Origin of the sequence: Zhurongbacter thermophilus, assembly GCF_026184435.1 — a bacterium.
GTDB lineage: Bacteria > Coprothermobacterota > Coprothermobacteria > Coprothermobacterales > JAADFF01 > JAADFF01.
Genome location: NZ_CP046447.1, coordinates 828,078 through 843,896 on the forward strand (window position 1 = coordinate 828,078; position 15,819 = coordinate 843,896).

14 protein-coding genes and 3 tRNA genes are annotated in these 15,819 nt (G+C 40.4%); 6 read left to right on the forward strand and 11 right to left on the reverse strand.

The features are described from left to right. Window positions 1-17: 17 nt before the first annotated feature. The 4 genes from argS to GM182_RS03975 all read right to left on the reverse strand — a co-directional run bounded on the left by argS (window position 18) and on the right by GM182_RS03975 (window position 1,975). Window positions 18-1,664, reverse strand: a complete 1,647-nt coding sequence (argS, locus tag GM182_RS03960) for an arginine--tRNA ligase (protein ID WP_449185834.1) — start codon at window positions 1,662-1,664, stop codon at window positions 18-20. Between the two features lie 40 nt (window positions 1,665-1,704). Beyond that, window positions 1,705-1,779 (reverse strand) — tRNA-Thr (locus GM182_RS03965). Between the two features lie 15 nt (window positions 1,780-1,794). Then, window positions 1,795-1,869 (reverse strand) — tRNA-Val (locus GM182_RS03970). A 12-nt stretch (window positions 1,870-1,881) separates the two neighbouring features. Further along, window positions 1,882-1,975 (reverse strand) — tRNA-Ser (locus GM182_RS03975). Window positions 1,976-2,044: 69 nt separating this feature from the next. Between GM182_RS03975 and GM182_RS03980 the strand changes: the two genes are divergently transcribed. The 5 genes from GM182_RS03980 to GM182_RS04000 are packed head-to-tail and all read left to right on the forward strand — an operon-like array spanning window position 2,045 to window position 5,818. Next, the gene (locus tag GM182_RS03980; RefSeq protein WP_449185835.1) at window positions 2,045-2,899 is read left to right on the forward strand and encodes a class I SAM-dependent methyltransferase; all 855 of its coding nucleotides are present in this window, start codon (window positions 2,045-2,047) and stop codon (window positions 2,897-2,899) included. Then, the gene (locus tag GM182_RS03985; RefSeq protein ID WP_449185836.1) at window positions 2,899-3,630 is read left to right on the forward strand and encodes a WecB/TagA/CpsF family glycosyltransferase; all 732 of its coding nucleotides are present in this window, start codon (window positions 2,899-2,901) and stop codon (window positions 3,628-3,630) included. The genes GM182_RS03980 and GM182_RS03985 overlap by 1 nt, the downstream gene beginning before the upstream one ends. After that, a complete protein-coding gene (locus tag GM182_RS03990; protein WP_449185837.1) occupies window positions 3,620-4,348 on the forward strand; it encodes a WecB/TagA/CpsF family glycosyltransferase in 729 nt (242 codons plus the stop codon). The genes GM182_RS03985 and GM182_RS03990 overlap by 11 nt, the downstream gene beginning before the upstream one ends. A gap of 26 nt (window positions 4,349-4,374) precedes the next feature. Then, window positions 4,375-4,503 (forward strand): hypothetical protein, encoded by a 129-nt coding sequence (locus GM182_RS03995; protein ID WP_449185838.1) that lies wholly within the window; start codon window positions 4,375-4,377, stop codon window positions 4,501-4,503. Further along, the gene (locus GM182_RS04000) at window positions 4,490-5,818 is read left to right on the forward strand and encodes an SPASM domain-containing protein (RefSeq protein ID WP_449185839.1); all 1,329 of its coding nucleotides are present in this window, start codon (window positions 4,490-4,492) and stop codon (window positions 5,816-5,818) included. Before GM182_RS03995 ends, GM182_RS04000 begins: the two co-directional genes overlap by 14 nt. On the opposite strand, the gene mutL is transcribed toward GM182_RS04000, so the two are convergent. From mutL to acpS, 3 genes are read right to left on the reverse strand one after another with little or no spacing between them, the layout of a single operon-like run. After that, window positions 5,805-7,499, reverse strand: a complete 1,695-nt coding sequence (gene mutL, locus GM182_RS04005) for a DNA mismatch repair endonuclease MutL (protein WP_449185840.1) — start codon at window positions 7,497-7,499, stop codon at window positions 5,805-5,807. The two genes, GM182_RS04000 and mutL, sit on opposite strands and share 14 nt — an antisense overlap. Beyond that, window positions 7,492-9,891 carry a DNA mismatch repair protein MutS gene (mutS, locus tag GM182_RS04010; RefSeq protein ID WP_449185841.1) on the reverse strand — a complete coding sequence of 800 codons (2,400 nt, stop codon included), beginning with the start codon at window positions 9,889-9,891 and terminating at the stop codon, window positions 7,492-7,494. The genes mutL and mutS overlap by 8 nt, the downstream gene beginning before the upstream one ends. 2 nt (window positions 9,892-9,893) lie before the next feature. Further along, window positions 9,894-10,238, reverse strand: coding sequence for a holo-ACP synthase (gene acpS / locus GM182_RS04015; protein WP_449185842.1), 345 nt, complete (start codon window positions 10,236-10,238; stop codon window positions 9,894-9,896). Window positions 10,239-10,355: 117 nt separating this feature from the next. On the opposite strand from acpS, the gene GM182_RS04020 reads away from it, so the two are divergent. Continuing rightward, window positions 10,356-11,417, forward strand: coding sequence for a bis-aminopropyl spermidine synthase family protein (locus GM182_RS04020; RefSeq protein WP_449185843.1), 1,062 nt, complete (start codon window positions 10,356-10,358; stop codon window positions 11,415-11,417). A 307-nt stretch (window positions 11,418-11,724) separates the two neighbouring features. Here the strand turns inward: GM182_RS04020 and GM182_RS04025 are convergent, their stop codons facing one another. From GM182_RS04025 to GM182_RS04040, 4 genes are read right to left on the reverse strand one after another with little or no spacing between them, the layout of a single operon-like run. After that, on the reverse strand, window positions 11,725-12,024 hold the full coding sequence (locus GM182_RS04025; RefSeq protein ID WP_449185844.1) for a hypothetical protein: 300 nt from the start codon (window positions 12,022-12,024) through the stop codon (window positions 11,725-11,727). Beyond that, window positions 12,017-12,661 carry a V-type ATP synthase subunit D gene (locus GM182_RS04030; protein ID WP_449185845.1) on the reverse strand — a complete coding sequence of 215 codons (645 nt, stop codon included), beginning with the start codon at window positions 12,659-12,661 and terminating at the stop codon, window positions 12,017-12,019. The genes GM182_RS04025 and GM182_RS04030 overlap by 8 nt, the downstream gene beginning before the upstream one ends. 3 nt (window positions 12,662-12,664) lie before the next feature. Further along, on the reverse strand, window positions 12,665-14,044 hold the full coding sequence (locus tag GM182_RS04035) for a V-type ATP synthase subunit B (RefSeq protein ID WP_449185846.1): 1,380 nt from the start codon (window positions 14,042-14,044) through the stop codon (window positions 12,665-12,667). Then, the gene (locus GM182_RS04040) at window positions 14,041-15,819 is read right to left on the reverse strand and encodes a V-type ATP synthase subunit A (protein ID WP_449185847.1); all 1,779 of its coding nucleotides are present in this window, start codon (window positions 15,817-15,819) and stop codon (window positions 14,041-14,043) included. Before GM182_RS04040 ends, GM182_RS04035 begins: the two co-directional genes overlap by 4 nt.

The window sequence follows — 15,819 nt, forward strand, 5'->3', positions numbered from 1 at the left end:
CCCCGCACTCTCCTTCCTTACATATGCTCTTTTTTCTCTATCCCCATAAGGTCATGTAAAAGCCCCATAACCTCAACAAACCTATCAATTAGTGCCATTCTAAATACTCTAGCACTATCGCTCTCCGCATCAAGTACCCTTTTTGATTGATAAAATGAGTGAAGCATACCTGCAAGGTCCTTGGCATAATTAACAATATAATGTGGAGACAAATTCTTCGCAGAAAGCATTAGCTGGTATCTGATATCCGCAAGGTTGATGAGTAGTAGCTTTTCTTCTTCTGAAGGTGTATACATTTCAAGTGCTTTTTTTACTTCATCTAATGTAGGTACAGTCACACTAGCTTCTTCAGCCTTACGTTTCAAAGACAGCGCCCTTGTATAGGAATATTGCACATAGTAAACAGGGTTGTCCATAGACTTTTTCACCGCAAGGTCAAGGTCAAAATCCATGCTATTGTCTGGTGAGTACATCAAGAAATAAAATCTGGCAGCATCAACACCTACGAGGTCTATTAGTTCAGAAAGCAGCGTAAATGTTCCCGCCCTCTTAGACATCTTAATAGGTTCTCCATCTTTAAGAAATCTCACAATCTGTATGACAATAACCTGCAAGAAATCATCGGGTAAACCTAATCCTTTCATTGCAGCTTTCATGCGCCCAATATGACCGTAATGGTCAGAACCCCATATATCGTAAACAATATCAAAACCGCGGCTGTGTTTCTCAAAATGATAGGCTACATCAACGGCAAAGTAGGTGTATTCCCCATTTTTCTTAATAAGAACCCTGTCTTTGTCGTCTCCAAATACTGTTGTTTTAAGCCACAGTGCCCCATCAGATTCATAGGTTAAACCTCTTTCTTTCAGGAGATTTATGGTTTTCTCAACCCAACCTTCTCTTCTAATATCCTTTTCAGAACGCCATACGTCAAACTCAACCTTATAAGTTTTTAGGACCTCTTTTTGATCTTGAAGCATAAGGGCAATACCAAATTCTGCGGCAGTATCCAATGCCTTACTCTGTGGCATATCGAGTATGTTAGGATACCTTTCAAGAAGTTTCTCAGCAATATCCTTTAGATATTCTCCTTTATATCCTCCATCGATAGATTCTATATCAAAAGGTAACCCTTTTATTTCCTTGACCCTCTCCAATATGGATAGGGCAAATTTCTTTATCTGCTCACCACCATCGTTTATATAGAACTCGGCAGTCGTATCAAGACCAATATGCTTAAAAATATTGACAAGGGTACTACCAACTGCAGCACCTCTACCATGGGCAACATGAAGTGGTCCCGTCGGATTGGCACTAACATACTCTACCTGTATTCTTTTCTTATACTGGGGTGTAAACTGTGCTATCTCCTCATATTTGCCTTTTGATAATCCATAAAGGTGCTGTAAAAGGAAAAACGGAGAGAGATATATATTGAGAAATCCACCTTTGTGCTCTATTCTTTCAGTCCAAGATCTACTTGAAAGTGCTTCTGCCAATTCTTTGGTGATTTCATCAGGTCTTTTCTTCAGTTTACGAGCCATCATAAAACCAACAGGAGAAGAGAGTTCTCCTTTTCCTTTTTCGGTAGAGGTATTTCTTATCTCAGGAATATCCTCTACTCCTAATATATTTGCCATTTCCTTTCCAATAATAAAACGCATAGCTATCCCCCCACTCTACTTGGAATAATTATAAAACAATTGGAGCCGGCGAGAGGATTCGAACCTCCGACCTGCTGATTACGAATCAGCTGCTCTGCCACTGAGCTACGCCGGCTCCTAATAAAAATAATGGTGGGCGGTGCAGGATTCGAACCTGCGACCTCTTGTGTGTGAGACAAGCGCTCTCCCACTGAGCTAACCGCCCATCCAAAAAGATTGGCGGAGAGGGAGGGATTCGAACCCTCGACACGGCCTTTCAACCGTGTATCCGCTTAGCAGGCGGACGCCTTCGGCCACTCGGCCACCTCTCCGCTATATTGCATTTGTTATTTTACACTGTATAATTTACTTTGTCAATATTGTGTCGGAGGGGGTACTCTGTGGATATAAAAACACGTATTTGTCTACCACTACTGTGGAAACTAGAGAAATATATGAAAAAGCCATATCATCCATTTAACGAAAAAGGTGATATATGGGAAAATCTTTATCTTTGGCAATACAAGACAACAGAAAAGACACTAAAACACTTTAATGTGGAGTTTTCAGGTAAAGTTGTCATGGATATCGGATGTGGCACAGGTGGAAAATCGGCATATCTGGCACAGTTTGCAGATAAAGTTATAGGTATAGATATTAACCCCCACGCTATCAACAAAGGGAAACAACTTGTTAAAAAACATAATGCTGATGTAGCTGATAGGGTTATATTGAGGGTTGACAATGCATACAACATGGACCAGCCAGATAGTTCCGTTGATATTATTTTTATGGATGATGTATGGGAACACATAGAAAAACCATCAAAAGCCTTAAGAGAAGCTATTCGGGTTGTCAAACCAGGTGGATATATTCTCATTGCTTTCCCTCCACTAAATCATCCATGGGCTGCCCATGTTAATGATCTTATTTCTATTCCATGGATACACTATTGTTTGTGGGAAAAATACATTGTTAGATGGTATATACACGAAGCGTTAAGAATAGAAAACGGTATAGAAAGATTAAAGTTTAAGGGAATCAAACCAACAGATAAACGAATAACATATATCAATCATATGACGCTAGAACGTACATTGGCTATTCTGTACAAGTACAGAAGCAACATAGATATTTATGATTTCTCCTATGATTTATTGAAGATACCACTTGCTAAGTTTTTTAGCAAACTTGAGCGCATAGGGCTTTTCTTTTTCTCTAAATATTATTTCACTCTGAGAAAGAGGGAAAGATGATGAGGCTTTGCATTGGACGTATACCTGTAGACATATTAGATAACAATGAACAGGCTAAAAAGCGTATTATCGAACTCGCGAATCGAACTAATACCCCATCATTTGTGGTTACATTGAATCCAGAGATAGCGTACCGTGCAGAAATAGACAGACGTATAAGATACATTGTTAGGCATTCTTCCCTCAACATCATTGATGGTATTGGTATAGCAAAGATTATCAAATGGAAAACGGGAATAACTCCCACAAGAATTACTGGAGTGGATACTATATGGCAAGTTCTTATGAATGTCGATGATGATATTCCCGTATTCTTATATGGTGCCAAACCAGATGTTTTGAATACAGTCGTGGAAAAGCTTGTATCATCTAATCCTAACATAAACATTGTAGGTATATCTCATGGATATAGACCTTGGGATAGGGTTGCAGAAGAGATTATAAAAGCTCGTCCTCGTTTGCTACTAGTAGCATTGGGAGCTGGAAGGCAAGAAACTTTTATGTATCATTATATTAGCCCCCTAACAATTCCTATTCTCAGCATAGGCGTTGGTGGCAGTTTTGATGTATGGAGCGGAAAAGTAGAAAGAGCTCCTAAGCAGGTACAGGATTTGGGACTCGAGTGGTTATGGCGTAATATTAAGCAACCTTCTCGGATAGGCAGACTTATGTACAGCATGATGTATATGATTACAGCTTTAAAAAAAGAGGTGCGTGAGTGTGAGAAATAAATACATATGTGGTATAAGGGTTGATGAGATCGATAGAAAATCTGCTCTAAAATTTGCTAAACAGCTACTTTTAAACGATACATACAATTTTAAATGGATAACATCTATAAATCCGGAAAAGTGTGGCAGAGCTATGGAAAATGAGGCACTAAGAAATACCATCAACGGCTCTATAATGACTATCCCAGATGGTATTGGTATTGTCTGGGCTGGCCGTATGAACGGACTTTTATTAAAACATCGCATACCGGGTATAGACTTCGCATGGAATATGATCCGGCTAGTACATAAATACAACCTCAAACTTTATCTATACGGTGCTAAACCTGAAAGCAACCAAGGTGCTGTAGCACGTATAGAGGCAACAATGCCTGGCATTAATATCGTAGGTGCTATAGACGGCTATAGAGAGTGGAACGAAGTAGCAGCGGATATAGCAGATAAAAAGCCTGATCTCCTCCTCATAGCTATGGGAGGAGGCAAACAGGAAGAGTTTATCTGGAAATACAAAGACATCTTACCTGTTAAAGTTGCCATGGGTGTGGGCGGTAGCTTTGATGTGTGGGCTGGTAAGGTAGAAAGGGCACCTCGTCTATGGCAGGCGATAGGAATGGAATGGTTCTATAGAATAGCCAAGGAGCCATTCAGAATACCAAGGCTCAAATACGGCTTAAGATTCATGATGTGTAGCATGTATCAGATGCTGTATAATATGTAAGAAATTATTATGTGGAGGTGACTATTATGCATATTAAAAAGACTGTGCTAAAGGTAAAGATAGAGAATGATCTTGACAAAGCTTATCACATGGCATGTCAGACTGCTTGTAAAACCTCTGCCACTGTGAGCAACATTTCCTATGACGAGGAGTAATAATAGACTATACGCCTTCTCACGTTTAGGAAAATACTTTGTTATCGATACCTACACGGGCTCGTCGTTTGAAGTAGACGAGCCCGTGTATCGTTATATACACGACTCCATCCCATCAAATGAAGGTAGAGAGGGCGTAGAAGAAATATATAGCGTTCTTGATAATCCACCTAGCAGAGAAGAAATTCTTGCTATTGTAGAAAATTTAGAAAAACGTACTCACAGGGCACTATGTCTTAATGTAACTCATACATGCAATCTGGCATGCCGATATTGTTTTGCCGCTCAGGGAACATATGGCGGACCCAGAAACATTATGTCAGAAGATGTTGCCAAAGCTGCAATAGATTGGCTCATGGCAACCGATGCTAAAACTGTTGATATAGATATCTTCGGCGGAGAACCACTCCTTGCATGGGATTTGGTGCTATTTATACTTGAGTATGGCACAAAGAGAGCTGAAGAAGAAGGTAAACGCATACGCTTTTCGCTAACCACAAACGGTGTACTCCTTACCAAGGATAAACTTGATGTTCTCAATGCATACGATGTCAATCTCACTCTTAGTATAGACGGAGATAAGTGGCACAACGACATGTTTAGGATCACCCCAGATCGAAAAGGAACATTTGACACCATCATTGAAAACTTTCTTGAAGTAGAACGCACAAGAAAAGGATATAACTACTATGTCAGAGGTACATACACAAAGTGGACTATAGACTTCGCATCAACAGTACAGTATCTAGCTGATTTAGGTTTTAAAGAAATCTCTATGGAGCCTGTCACAGGCAGTGGTATGCCATGGCATATAACAATGGATGACATACCTCGTATAGAAGAGGAATATAAGAAACTGGCACATATTTTCCTTGACTATGCTCGCAAAGGTAAACCGTTTATCTTTTATCATTTTGATCTTCACAGGGTAAATCCTCCATCACTGGTAAGACGATTCACCGCCTGTGGAGCAGGCCTTGAATATATGGCTGTTGCCCCCGATGGTACTATTTATCCTTGTCATCAGTTTGATGGAGTTAAGGAATTTGCTATGGGCAATGTTAAAAATCTGAAACCATATGAAGAACCCAGGCAAAATATACGAAAGATATTTGTTCATGCCAATGCCTTAAGAAAATCTCCATGCACAACCTGTCCTTTTAGAACACTGTGTGGTGGAGGATGTCATGCTGTAGGTTACTTTACCACTGGAGATGTTATGAAACCAGACCCGGTACAATGCGAAATTATAAAGCTCAGACTCCAATATGCTATAGCCGTTAATGCATTTGATGAATACCCTACTTCCGTTTAAATAGTTTTTCAAGGAGAGGAGTATCCAGCACGATAACAGCCGGCCTTCCATGAGGGTCATATCTATATTCTGGATACTCCTCTCCTATTTTTACAAGTGTTTGCAAAAATTGCTGTGAAGGTTTATCTCCTGCCTTGATAGACAATTTACAAGCAACATCAGCTATCTTATCTTTACTAAGAGTACTTGTATCTATATCTGCTATCAATTGACCCATAAGTTCTCTATTCCATATACGAAGAGATAGCACAGAAGGCACAGCTCTAACAGCAACGGTATTTTCTGATAAAACAGTAGATTCGAACCCCAACATAGATAATTTTTCTACAACTTCTTCAGGATTTCTTACTTCATAGTGCCACGGTATAGTAAGGGATTGGATGTACTTATCTTTATGTTCCCACAATATAGAGAACAGTATACCTTCCATAAGAGCATGTTGATCGGCTATCTTAATCTGACCTTTGTACCGATAAACCACAAAGGTATTATCGATAACATCTATAATCTGTGGAATTTCTTGATAATCACCTTTCTCTACCTGCTTTTGTTCCTCAGATGGAGAGAACATCTTTATAACAGAAGAGATTCTACTTGGTGATGTCTTTTTGCCATCGATGGCAGTATTATCATTTGAAATGTTACCAGTAGGGTTTTTCACGCCATCTTTTGTCTGATAAGAAATATCATTGAAAGATACAGATACTGTTCTTTCTTCTCTCAGCATAGACAGAAGTAGATGCTTAACAAGTGTCTTATCTTTAATATCCACTTCAAGTTTGGCAGGATGAATATTAGGATCAATAACATGAGGAGGAAGCCATAACCATAGCACAACAGATGGCGGAATCTCTGCCCCAAATCGATCTCTAATAATAGCCTTGACAAGGGCGTATATACTTCCGGAAACTACCGGTCTGCCATTGATACTAATAAATGTAAATGGCTGATAATTCATACTATCAAAAAACAACCACATATTACCGGAGATGTTTGCATCGTTTTCTGCAGAGAGTATATTAACATCTTCAGGTTTTCTCTTAGTATAGGCATAGTAAAAATCTTTGGGCTCTTTACCAAGTATCTTTATCTTGGGCTTACCATCTACATATAATGAAAATGTTTTCTCTGGATAGGCAAAGACATATCTAAACAAGACATCGACAATCTTTCGCGTTTCGTAACCTATAGATTTTAGAAACTTTCTTCTAGCTGGAAGCCGCTGGAACAGGTCAAATACCTCAATAGTAGTACCGTCTGTCCTAGATACCATGGAGATGTCTTTAAGTTTGCCATCTTCTACCACCGCTCTACTGCCAACATCTTCATCTGCATGTTTTGTTGTTAGCACAACACGACGAGCAGCATATGCAATAGCATGTAAAGCCTCTCCTCTAAATCCCAGCGTGATGATAGAGTGTAAATCCTCAGGTTCATAAATCTTACTTGTTGTATGCTTTTCGAATATCAGTGGCACATCATCTCTGAGAATACCACTACCATCATCTACAACTTTTATATACTCTTTACCACCAGATTTGATGTATACCTGTATGTCTGTAGCACCAGCATCAATAGCATTTTCAATCAGCTCCTTTACAGCAGAAGCTGGTCGCTCTATAACCTCCCCTGCTGCTATCTGCTTAATAATATCCGGTGAGAGCTTGCGAACACTACCCATCACTTTCATCTCCAAACAAAGGAAGAGGTTTTATCTGAACAACTTTCCGCTTTGGTACTTTGTTCTCAGTTTCAGATGTTTCTGTTCTTTCAAGCAGCTTGTTAAAGACTTTTTCGGCATTACGTATGACATGCTCGGGAATACCGGCTAGTCGTGCAACTTCAAGACCATAAGAATTATCGCTAACACCAGAAACAACCTTATGTAAAAACACCACTTCTCCATCTCGTTCAATAACATCTACCTTAAGAAGTTGTATTCTCTCATTATCTCTCGCAAAGTCGGCAAGCTCTAGATAGTGGGTGGACATAATTGTAAAAGGGGTATTCTCTCCACGACTTATCAATTCTTCGATGGTAGCCCATGCAACAGAAATACCATCATATGTTGATGTGCCCCTACCTATTTCGTCAAGAAGCACAAGGGAACTGCCATCTGCCTCTTTCAGTATCTTGGCAACCTCACTCATCTCAACCATAAATGTGGATTTGCCAAATGCTATATCATCTGTGGCACCAACTCTGGCAAACATCTTAGTAATAATGGGAATGGAAGCATCTTTAGCTGGAACAAATGACCCCATATGAGCAAGTAGAACAATAATACCTACTTGCCTAAGATATGTAGATTTTCCAGCCATGTTGGGTCCTGTCAATAGAGCAAGAGGGCGAGTTTTTGTCAGATAGGTATCATTGGGAATAAAGTTTTCTCTTCCAATAAAATACTCTACCACAGGATGTCTACCATCTCTGATAAGGATATGGTCTTTATTGCCCAATCGTGGGCGCACCCAACCACCATGTAGAGCCACCAATGCAAGAGACACTGTAACATCAAGGGAAGCAATTTCCTCGGCTATTGTGTCAATATCATGGGACATCTCCTTTAATTTCTCTAAGAATTCACTGTATATCTGCTTCTGCCTTTCTTCAAGTCGTTGCCATACTTCTTTAATTTTCGTTTCAAATTGTGCTAGCTTTTCATTGGTAAATCGCTCATAATTGACAAGTGTTTGCTTGCGAATAAAGCCTTCTATTTTCATTTTCTTTGCCTGAGCCCTTGGCACTTCTATATAATAACCGAAGGCATCGTTATATTTAATACGAAGTTTATGTATACCTGTCTCATCACGAAGTCGAGACTCATATGCCACAAGCCATTTATTAGCCTCTTTGATAAAGTCTCTTAATTTGTCTACCTCTTCATCAACCCCATCAGCTATAATAAAGCCACCCTTGACATCCTCCGAAGGCTCATCGGGAAGATACCGAGCTATAAACTCCAGTACGGTCTGCGCTTTTTCCATAGACCATTCTCCAACCAATGGGCTATTTTCAAGAAGAGAATTAATATCTACAACTTTTTCCAAAGAAACACGGAGAACTTGCAAATCAGAAAGCTTAATACTACCTGTTGATAGCTTCTTAGAGATACGCTTGAGGTCTTTTATACCCTTAAGATTACTATGTATGTTTTCCAACAAAATAGGTTCGTTGATAAATTTCTCAATTCTATCCAAAGACTTATTAATCTTTTCTAAATTAGTGTATGGTCTTAATATTCGATGGAAAAGGCTTCTCCTGCCCATTGGCGTCTGGGTCTTATCGAGCACCTCAAGAAGGGTACCACTTCTTCCGCCATCACGGGAATTAATAACCAACTCCAATGCCTTTATAGCAGAAGAATCCACCATCATGTAATCTATATCTTCTTTATTTTCAAATACGATTTCTTCCTTTTCTGTTCTATTAACATACGCAATATAGCTGCGTGCTCTTTCAAGAGCATTATCACCTTCGTCCCATCTTGTAACAGTTGCCTTCAGATGATTTGCCAATGCACTAACAAGCGGAAGTCCCACTTCCTTAGATGATATAAGAATTTCCTTGGGCTGATAAGGCATTATATAACCTACAATATCTTGTAATGGAATAGAAACCGGTAAAACGAAACTAATAAAATCCAGTGTGGTTGCATCAATGAGGTAATATGCTATATCATTACCTCTATCCTCTATAGAAAGAAGCCATGTATGCTCTATTTGCTCATCGTCGGCATATGTACCTGGTGTGTAAATCTTCACAATATCCCTTTGGACAAGCCCCTTTGCCTTTTTAGGGTCCTCTACCTGTTCACATATAGCTACCTTGTAACCTCTATCTATAAGGGTTTTGAGCCTGCTATCCAATGCATGATGGGGTATACCAGCCATGGGTACCCTATTACCTTTACCAAACTCTCTACTTGTCAATACAATCCCCAAAGCATCAGATACCTTATATGCATCCTCAAAGAAAAACTCATAGAAATCACCCAACCTAAATGCCAGAAGAATATCATCCCCAACCATATTCTTTAGTTTCCAATACTGTCTTGCCATAGGTGTACTCATGACTATACCTCCTCTATAACAACCATTGCAACGGCAACCCCTCCATCATGAGCAATTGATACATGCACCTTCCAACTGTCCTTAACAAGGTCACCATAGATATATGGCTTACCATATTTATCATATCCTATACATATCTTAGATAATGGTGTCTTATCCATCCCCATACCAACAGCTTTAATAAAGGCTTCCTTAGCTGCAAATAGACCTGCCACTTTCGTAGGTGTAATAGATATGGCAGAAAACTCGCAAGGAAAATATTTTTTCACAAATGTATCAGCCCGTTTTTGCAGTATCTCTTCTATACGAGAAATATCAACAACATCTATCCCTATACCTATTATCATAATTTATCACCTTACATATGCTATCATAGATAAGGTATTCTAAACAAAGAGTGCTTATTTTTTGTTGTATAATGGATTTCAGTCTATGCGACATACATTATGAAAGGAGGGTGAAAGATGAGGAAGGAAAGAACTATTTATTTTATTCTCAGAACGCTGCTTCAAGGTAAGACCAGTTATTGGAACCTCATCAGGGAAAACGACACTGTTCTTCCAGAGTTTATTTCTACTCTGAAAGAACTCGTTGATGGCGGATATGTAGCCGCTGACGAGGAGGGACTCCTCTATCTGACAGAAAAAGGTAAGGAATATGCAGAGAAACTTGGTATCAGAGCATATGTAGATCCTGTTTGTGATCACTGTAAAGGTAAAACTGTTGTTATTAAAGAAGAGTATAAACCACTATACGAGGAGTTTCTGAAAATTGCCAAAGATAGACCAAAGGCTATTACCGCTTTTGACCAAGGTTATGTTACACCAGAAGATACTATAAGAAGAGTACTCCTTATGCACCGCTTTGGTGATGTAGAAAATAAGAGAATTCTTATACTAGGTGATGATGACCTAACATCTATCGCTCTTGCTCTTACAGGACTTCCTAAAGAGATTCTTGTGCTTGAGATAGATGAAAGACTTATTAACTTCATTAATAAAGTTGCGGAGGAAAGAGGTTGGACCAATGTTAAGGCTATGACATACGATGCCAGGTATCCATTCTCCGATGATATCCAACGTCAGTATGACACATTTGTCACAGATCCTGTTGAAACAGTAAAAGGTATTAGCCTATTCCTATCTAGATGTATTCAGGGACTTAAAGGAGAAGGTTCTGCAGGATATTTTGGTCTTACACACATTGAGGCATCTCGTAAGAAGTGGCACCAGATTCAAAGAAACCTGCTTGATATGAATTTGGTTATCACAGATATTATCAGAAGATTTAGTGACTATGCCCTTGAAAACGAGGATATTGTCAAAGAAGACCTCAACTTCAGAGTATATACTGAGGCACCAGTTAAAGTTAACTTCCCTGATGCCTATTTCTATACATCTAACATGTACCGTGTTGAGCTTATAGGTGATCCCAAACCCATTTTTGACGGAAAAGTTGAGTGGGAAAGAGATCTATACCTTGACGATGAGGCATATGTTACAGCAGAAAAGGAAAGTCACGAGTAATAAAAGCAAATTGATAGAAAAAGGGAGCCTTGGAAGGCTCCCTTTTTTTAATTGGAGCAAATAGACCATTCTTATGCTATCAGAGAAAAAAAACCAGCTATGTCACTTGAACTCCCAAAATTACATACTGCTACCAACATGGCTATTTTACAACCATACCAGAAACAGCATAGAAAAAGATACTTTGCTTACAGAAAGGGAAGAGTATCCATCCCTAAAAGGAGATATTAGTATATCCACAATAAAAATTGAAAAAGGCGGGACACTTGCCCCGCCGATAACCATCCAAGATATTCAAGCTAATTTCTTATAGCTCTTCTATACCGTTGATAAGGAGAAACTCGTAAAGGGCCTCTTTACGAGCCTTCTCTTCAAGAGACAACTCCTCTTTCTCCTTAAGTTCTGCATAAGCCTTCTTAGCTTCTTCAACAATATCAACAAGAGGTTCATCACCCTGCTCCAACCTGTCTACCCAATCAGAATACATCTTGTGACGAATCTTAGCTGCTTGATACTCATCAGAACCCTCAGGATACTTTAACGTATCCTGCTTAGCCAGTGCTTTAAGTCTCTTCGTGGAAGCAATAACATCTTCTAAACTAAGCACTACGCACCCCTCCTTCTTTTTTTGCAAGAGTTTCTTTTATCTTCATAAGCCTTACAATATGGCTCCTTTCCATCTCATCGAGACGGAGTTCTATCATCTTGATGGCCTCTTCTGTTTGGGGAATAATCGTGTATTCCAAGGCATTAACCCTTCTTTTTGTCTTTTCCATTTCTTCAGCTAAAATGTGAAGTGCCTTCTCCACAACGGCTAATCTAATGATATCTTCTAAAAGTTTTACATACTCACTAAGAGCAAGGTCCATGTCACTCGATACAAATAGTGTTGGATACACGAGCTTAATCTCCTTAGTCGTTAATTTATAAGATGGGATAGGTATAGACAAGACATAGCGTACAGAAGCCTCAACGGTCTGTGAAACTTTACTCTCCGTACGCATTCTCTCTATAGCCCTATCAGAAGACGCTGCATCGGCCATAGCCATATACGTTTCAATGGTATCCATCTGCTTAGTAACATGGTCCTTCAAAGATTTGTATTCATCGATCAAGGTCATAAATTCCTTACGGAGACCTTCCAACTTATCTTTTAAAAGCTTGTGTCCCCTCTTGGCCATCTTCAAGCGCCTTTTCAGGCGCAGAAGTGTCATTCGATTTGGAGTCACATTTGTTAGTGCCATGGCTTACTCCTCCGCCTTCTTTGGCATATATTTTTCAATCATTTCAAGCTTAATACGCTTGAGCTCACTCCTTGGAAGCATGGAAAGGAGCCTCCAACCTATATCCAGGGTCTCCTCAATGGTTCTGTTTTCAAACTGTCCCTGTCTGATAAATTCCTCCTCGAACCTGTCGGCAAACTCCATGTACTTTCTATCCAGCTCACTGATAGATGATTCACCAAGAACAACTGCCAGCTCTCTGACTTCTTTACCCTTAGCATATGCAGCATACAGCTGGTTTGCTACACCAGAATGATCTTCTCTTGTCTTACCTTTACCAATACCCTTTTGCATCAAACGGGACAAAGATTGCAGAACATCTATTGGAGGATAAATCCCTCTTCTGTGAAGGTCACGGCTAAGGAATATCTGACCTTCGGTAATATAACCAGTAAGGTCAGGAACAGGGTGCGTTCTATCGTCTTCTGGCATGGTAAGAATTGGAATCTGGGTAACAGAACCCTTCTTACCTTTGATACGACCTGCACGTTCATATATAGTAGCAAGGTCTGTATACATGTAGCCTGGATAACCACGACGGCCGGGAACCTCTTTACGAGCAGCAGAAATTTCACGCAGAGCCTCACAATAGTTGGTCATATCTGTAAGAATAACAAGAACGTGCATACCAAGGTCAAATGCCAGATACTCAGCAGCGGTGAGAGCCACACGAGGTGTAGCTATACGTTCAATAGCTGGGTCATTAGCAAGGTTGAGGAATACAACTGTTCTATCAAGAGTTCCTCTCTTTCTAAAGTCTTCGAGGAAGAAGTTAGCCTCTTCAAAGGTAATACCCATTGCAGCAAAGACAACAGCGAAATCTTCACCGGTACCTCTAACCCTTGCCTGTCTGGCAATCTGGGCTGCCAGCTCTGGGTGAGGAAGACCAGAACCAGAGAATATTGGCAGTTTCTGACCACGAACAAGTGTGTTCATACCATCAATTGCAGAGACACCTGTCTGAATAAACTCATTAGGATAATCTCTCGCTGTTGGGTTGATAGGACTACCGGTAATATCCAGTTCTTTTTCTGGAACAGGAGCAGGGCTGCCATCTATTGGTCTACCAATACCATCAAATACACGACCTAGAATTTCAGGAGACACACCAAATGTTAGACCTTTTCCCAAAAATCTGACTTTTGTATCTGTAAGGTTGATACCATGGGTACCCTCAAACACCTGTACAACAGCATAGCCTTCCGAAGTTTCCAAAACCTGACCGTATCTTGTATGACCACCAACTTCTATCTCAACAAGCTCACCATAGGCGGCATCAGAAACACCTTGCACAACCACTAGTGGACCAGATATCTCCGATATGGTGGTGTATTCCCTAATCATACCTGCTCACCACCTTTCTTCATCAATGTCTCAAAGGCTGCATCTATCTCATCGTGAATAGCCTTAATTTCATCTAACCTATCTGGTGGGATAAATCTCATACGAGAAATCTTTTCTCGTATAGGCAGGGCAATAATGTCTTTAACATCTACACCTGCCTCTAGGGCCTCAAGGGCCTTGTGATGGAAATGCAGAACATTACGAAGCATGTGATATTGTTTCTCCAGTGGACAGTATGTATCTATATCATCAAACGCGTCCTGCTGCAGGAAGTCTTCTCTCAGAGATCTTGCAGTTTCCAAAAGAAGCTGGTCATGAGGAGATAAAGCGTCATAACCAACAAGACGTACCAATTCCTGAAGTTCTGACTCCTGTTGAAGAATCCTCATTGCTTCATGTCTATTATCCACCCAGTCAAGAGCAACATGTTCTTTGGCCCACTCACCTACTCTGTCAACATATAGAGAATAACTTCTTAACCAGTGAATGGCTGGAAAGTGACGGGCAAATGCCAGTTGTTGGTCAAGAGACCAGAACACACGAACCTCACGTAGAGTTGCCTGAACAACTGGGTCAGAAAGGTCACCACCAGGTGGAGAAACAGCACCTATGACAGATACGGAGCCAGTTCTTTCAGGGCTACCTAATGCCTCAATCATACCTGCTCTCTCGTAAAATGAGGAAATTCTGGAAGCTAGATAAGCTGGATAACCTTCCTCACCAGGCATCTCTTCAAGACGACCAGAAATTTCACGCATAGCCTCAGCCCATCTAGAAGTAGAATCAGCCATCAAGGCTACATTGTAACCCATGTCTCTGAAATACTCTGCTATAGCAATACCCGTAAAGACTGATGCCTCACGAGCTGCAACAGGCATGTTAGATGTATTAGCAATTAATACTGTTCTATCCATAAGAGGACCGCCTGTTCTTGGGTCTTTTAGCTCAGGAAACTCAATAAGAACATCTGTCATCTCATTACCACGCTCACCACAACCGATATACACAACAACATCGGCATCGGACCAACGGGCAAGCTGATGCTGAATAACTGTCTTACCACTACCAAATGGACCAGGAACAGCTGCCGTACCACCTTTAACAATGGGGAAGAATGTATCAATTGTTCTCTGTCCGGTTATCATAGGCTCAGAAGCAGCAATTTTCTTGCGATATGGTCTTCCCATACGGACAGGCCATTTCTGATACATCTTAATCTCTTTTTTCTCTTTGCCAGTATCAATAACAGCTACAACCTCTTCTATGGTAAAGTCGCCACTTTTAATATCAACGACTTTACCACGAATGCCCGGGGGAACCATGATTTTGTGTATAACAGTAGATGTTTCAGGCACTTCACCAAGTATATCACCTTCGGATACCTCATCGCCTATTTTTACCTTGGGTTCAAAATGCCATTTGGCATTTCTATCAAGGGAAGGTGCCTCAACACCTCTAACAAGGAAAGATCCTCCCATTTTCCAGAGAACTTCAAGAGGTCTCTGGATACCATCGTAAATATTCTTAACAAGACCTGGACCTAGCTCAACACTGAGAAGCTCACCAGTACCAACAACTTCTTCACCAGGTCTAACGCCACCGGTTTCTTCGTAAACCTGTATATAAGCCCTGTCTCCCTCAATACGTATAACCTCACCAAATAGGCCAAGAGAACCAACTCGTACAACCTCAAACATCTTAACACCTTGCATCTCTTTGGCCACGACGAGGGGACCGGCCACTCGTGCTACTTTTCCTCGTACAACTTGTGCCAT

Bases quoted from the DNA above. Each gene is read 5' to 3' on its own strand.
- argS (WP_449185834.1), bottom strand. From the start codon at position 1,664: ATGCGTTTTATTATTGGAAAGGAAATGGCAAATATATTAGGAGTAGAG.
- GM182_RS03985 (WP_449185836.1), top strand. From the start codon at position 2,899: ATGAGGCTTTGCATTGGACGTATACCTGTAGACATATTAGATAACAAT.
- GM182_RS03995 (WP_449185838.1), top strand. From the start codon at position 4,375: ATGCATATTAAAAAGACTGTGCTAAAGGTAAAGATAGAGAATGATCTT.
- GM182_RS04000 (WP_449185839.1), top strand. From the start codon at position 4,490: ATGACGAGGAGTAATAATAGACTATACGCCTTCTCACGTTTAGGAAAA.
- mutL (WP_449185840.1), bottom strand. From the start codon at position 7,499: ATGGGTAGTGTTCGCAAGCTCTCACCGGATATTATTAAGCAGATAGCA.
- mutS (WP_449185841.1), bottom strand. From the start codon at position 9,891: ATGAGTACACCTATGGCAAGACAGTATTGGAAACTAAAGAATATGGTT.
- acpS (WP_449185842.1), bottom strand. From the start codon at position 10,238: ATGATAATAGGTATAGGGATAGATGTTGTTGATATTTCTCGTATAGAA.
- GM182_RS04020 (WP_449185843.1), top strand. From the start codon at position 10,356: ATGAGGAAGGAAAGAACTATTTATTTTATTCTCAGAACGCTGCTTCAA.
- GM182_RS04030 (WP_449185845.1), bottom strand. From the start codon at position 12,661: ATGGCACTAACAAATGTGACTCCAAATCGAATGACACTTCTGCGCCTG.
- GM182_RS04035 (WP_449185846.1), bottom strand. From the start codon at position 14,044: ATGATTAGGGAATACACCACCATATCGGAGATATCTGGTCCACTAGTG.
- GM182_RS04040 (WP_449185847.1), bottom strand. From the start codon at position 15,819: ATGGCACAAGTTGTACGAGGAAAAGTAGCACGAGTGGCCGGTCCCCTC.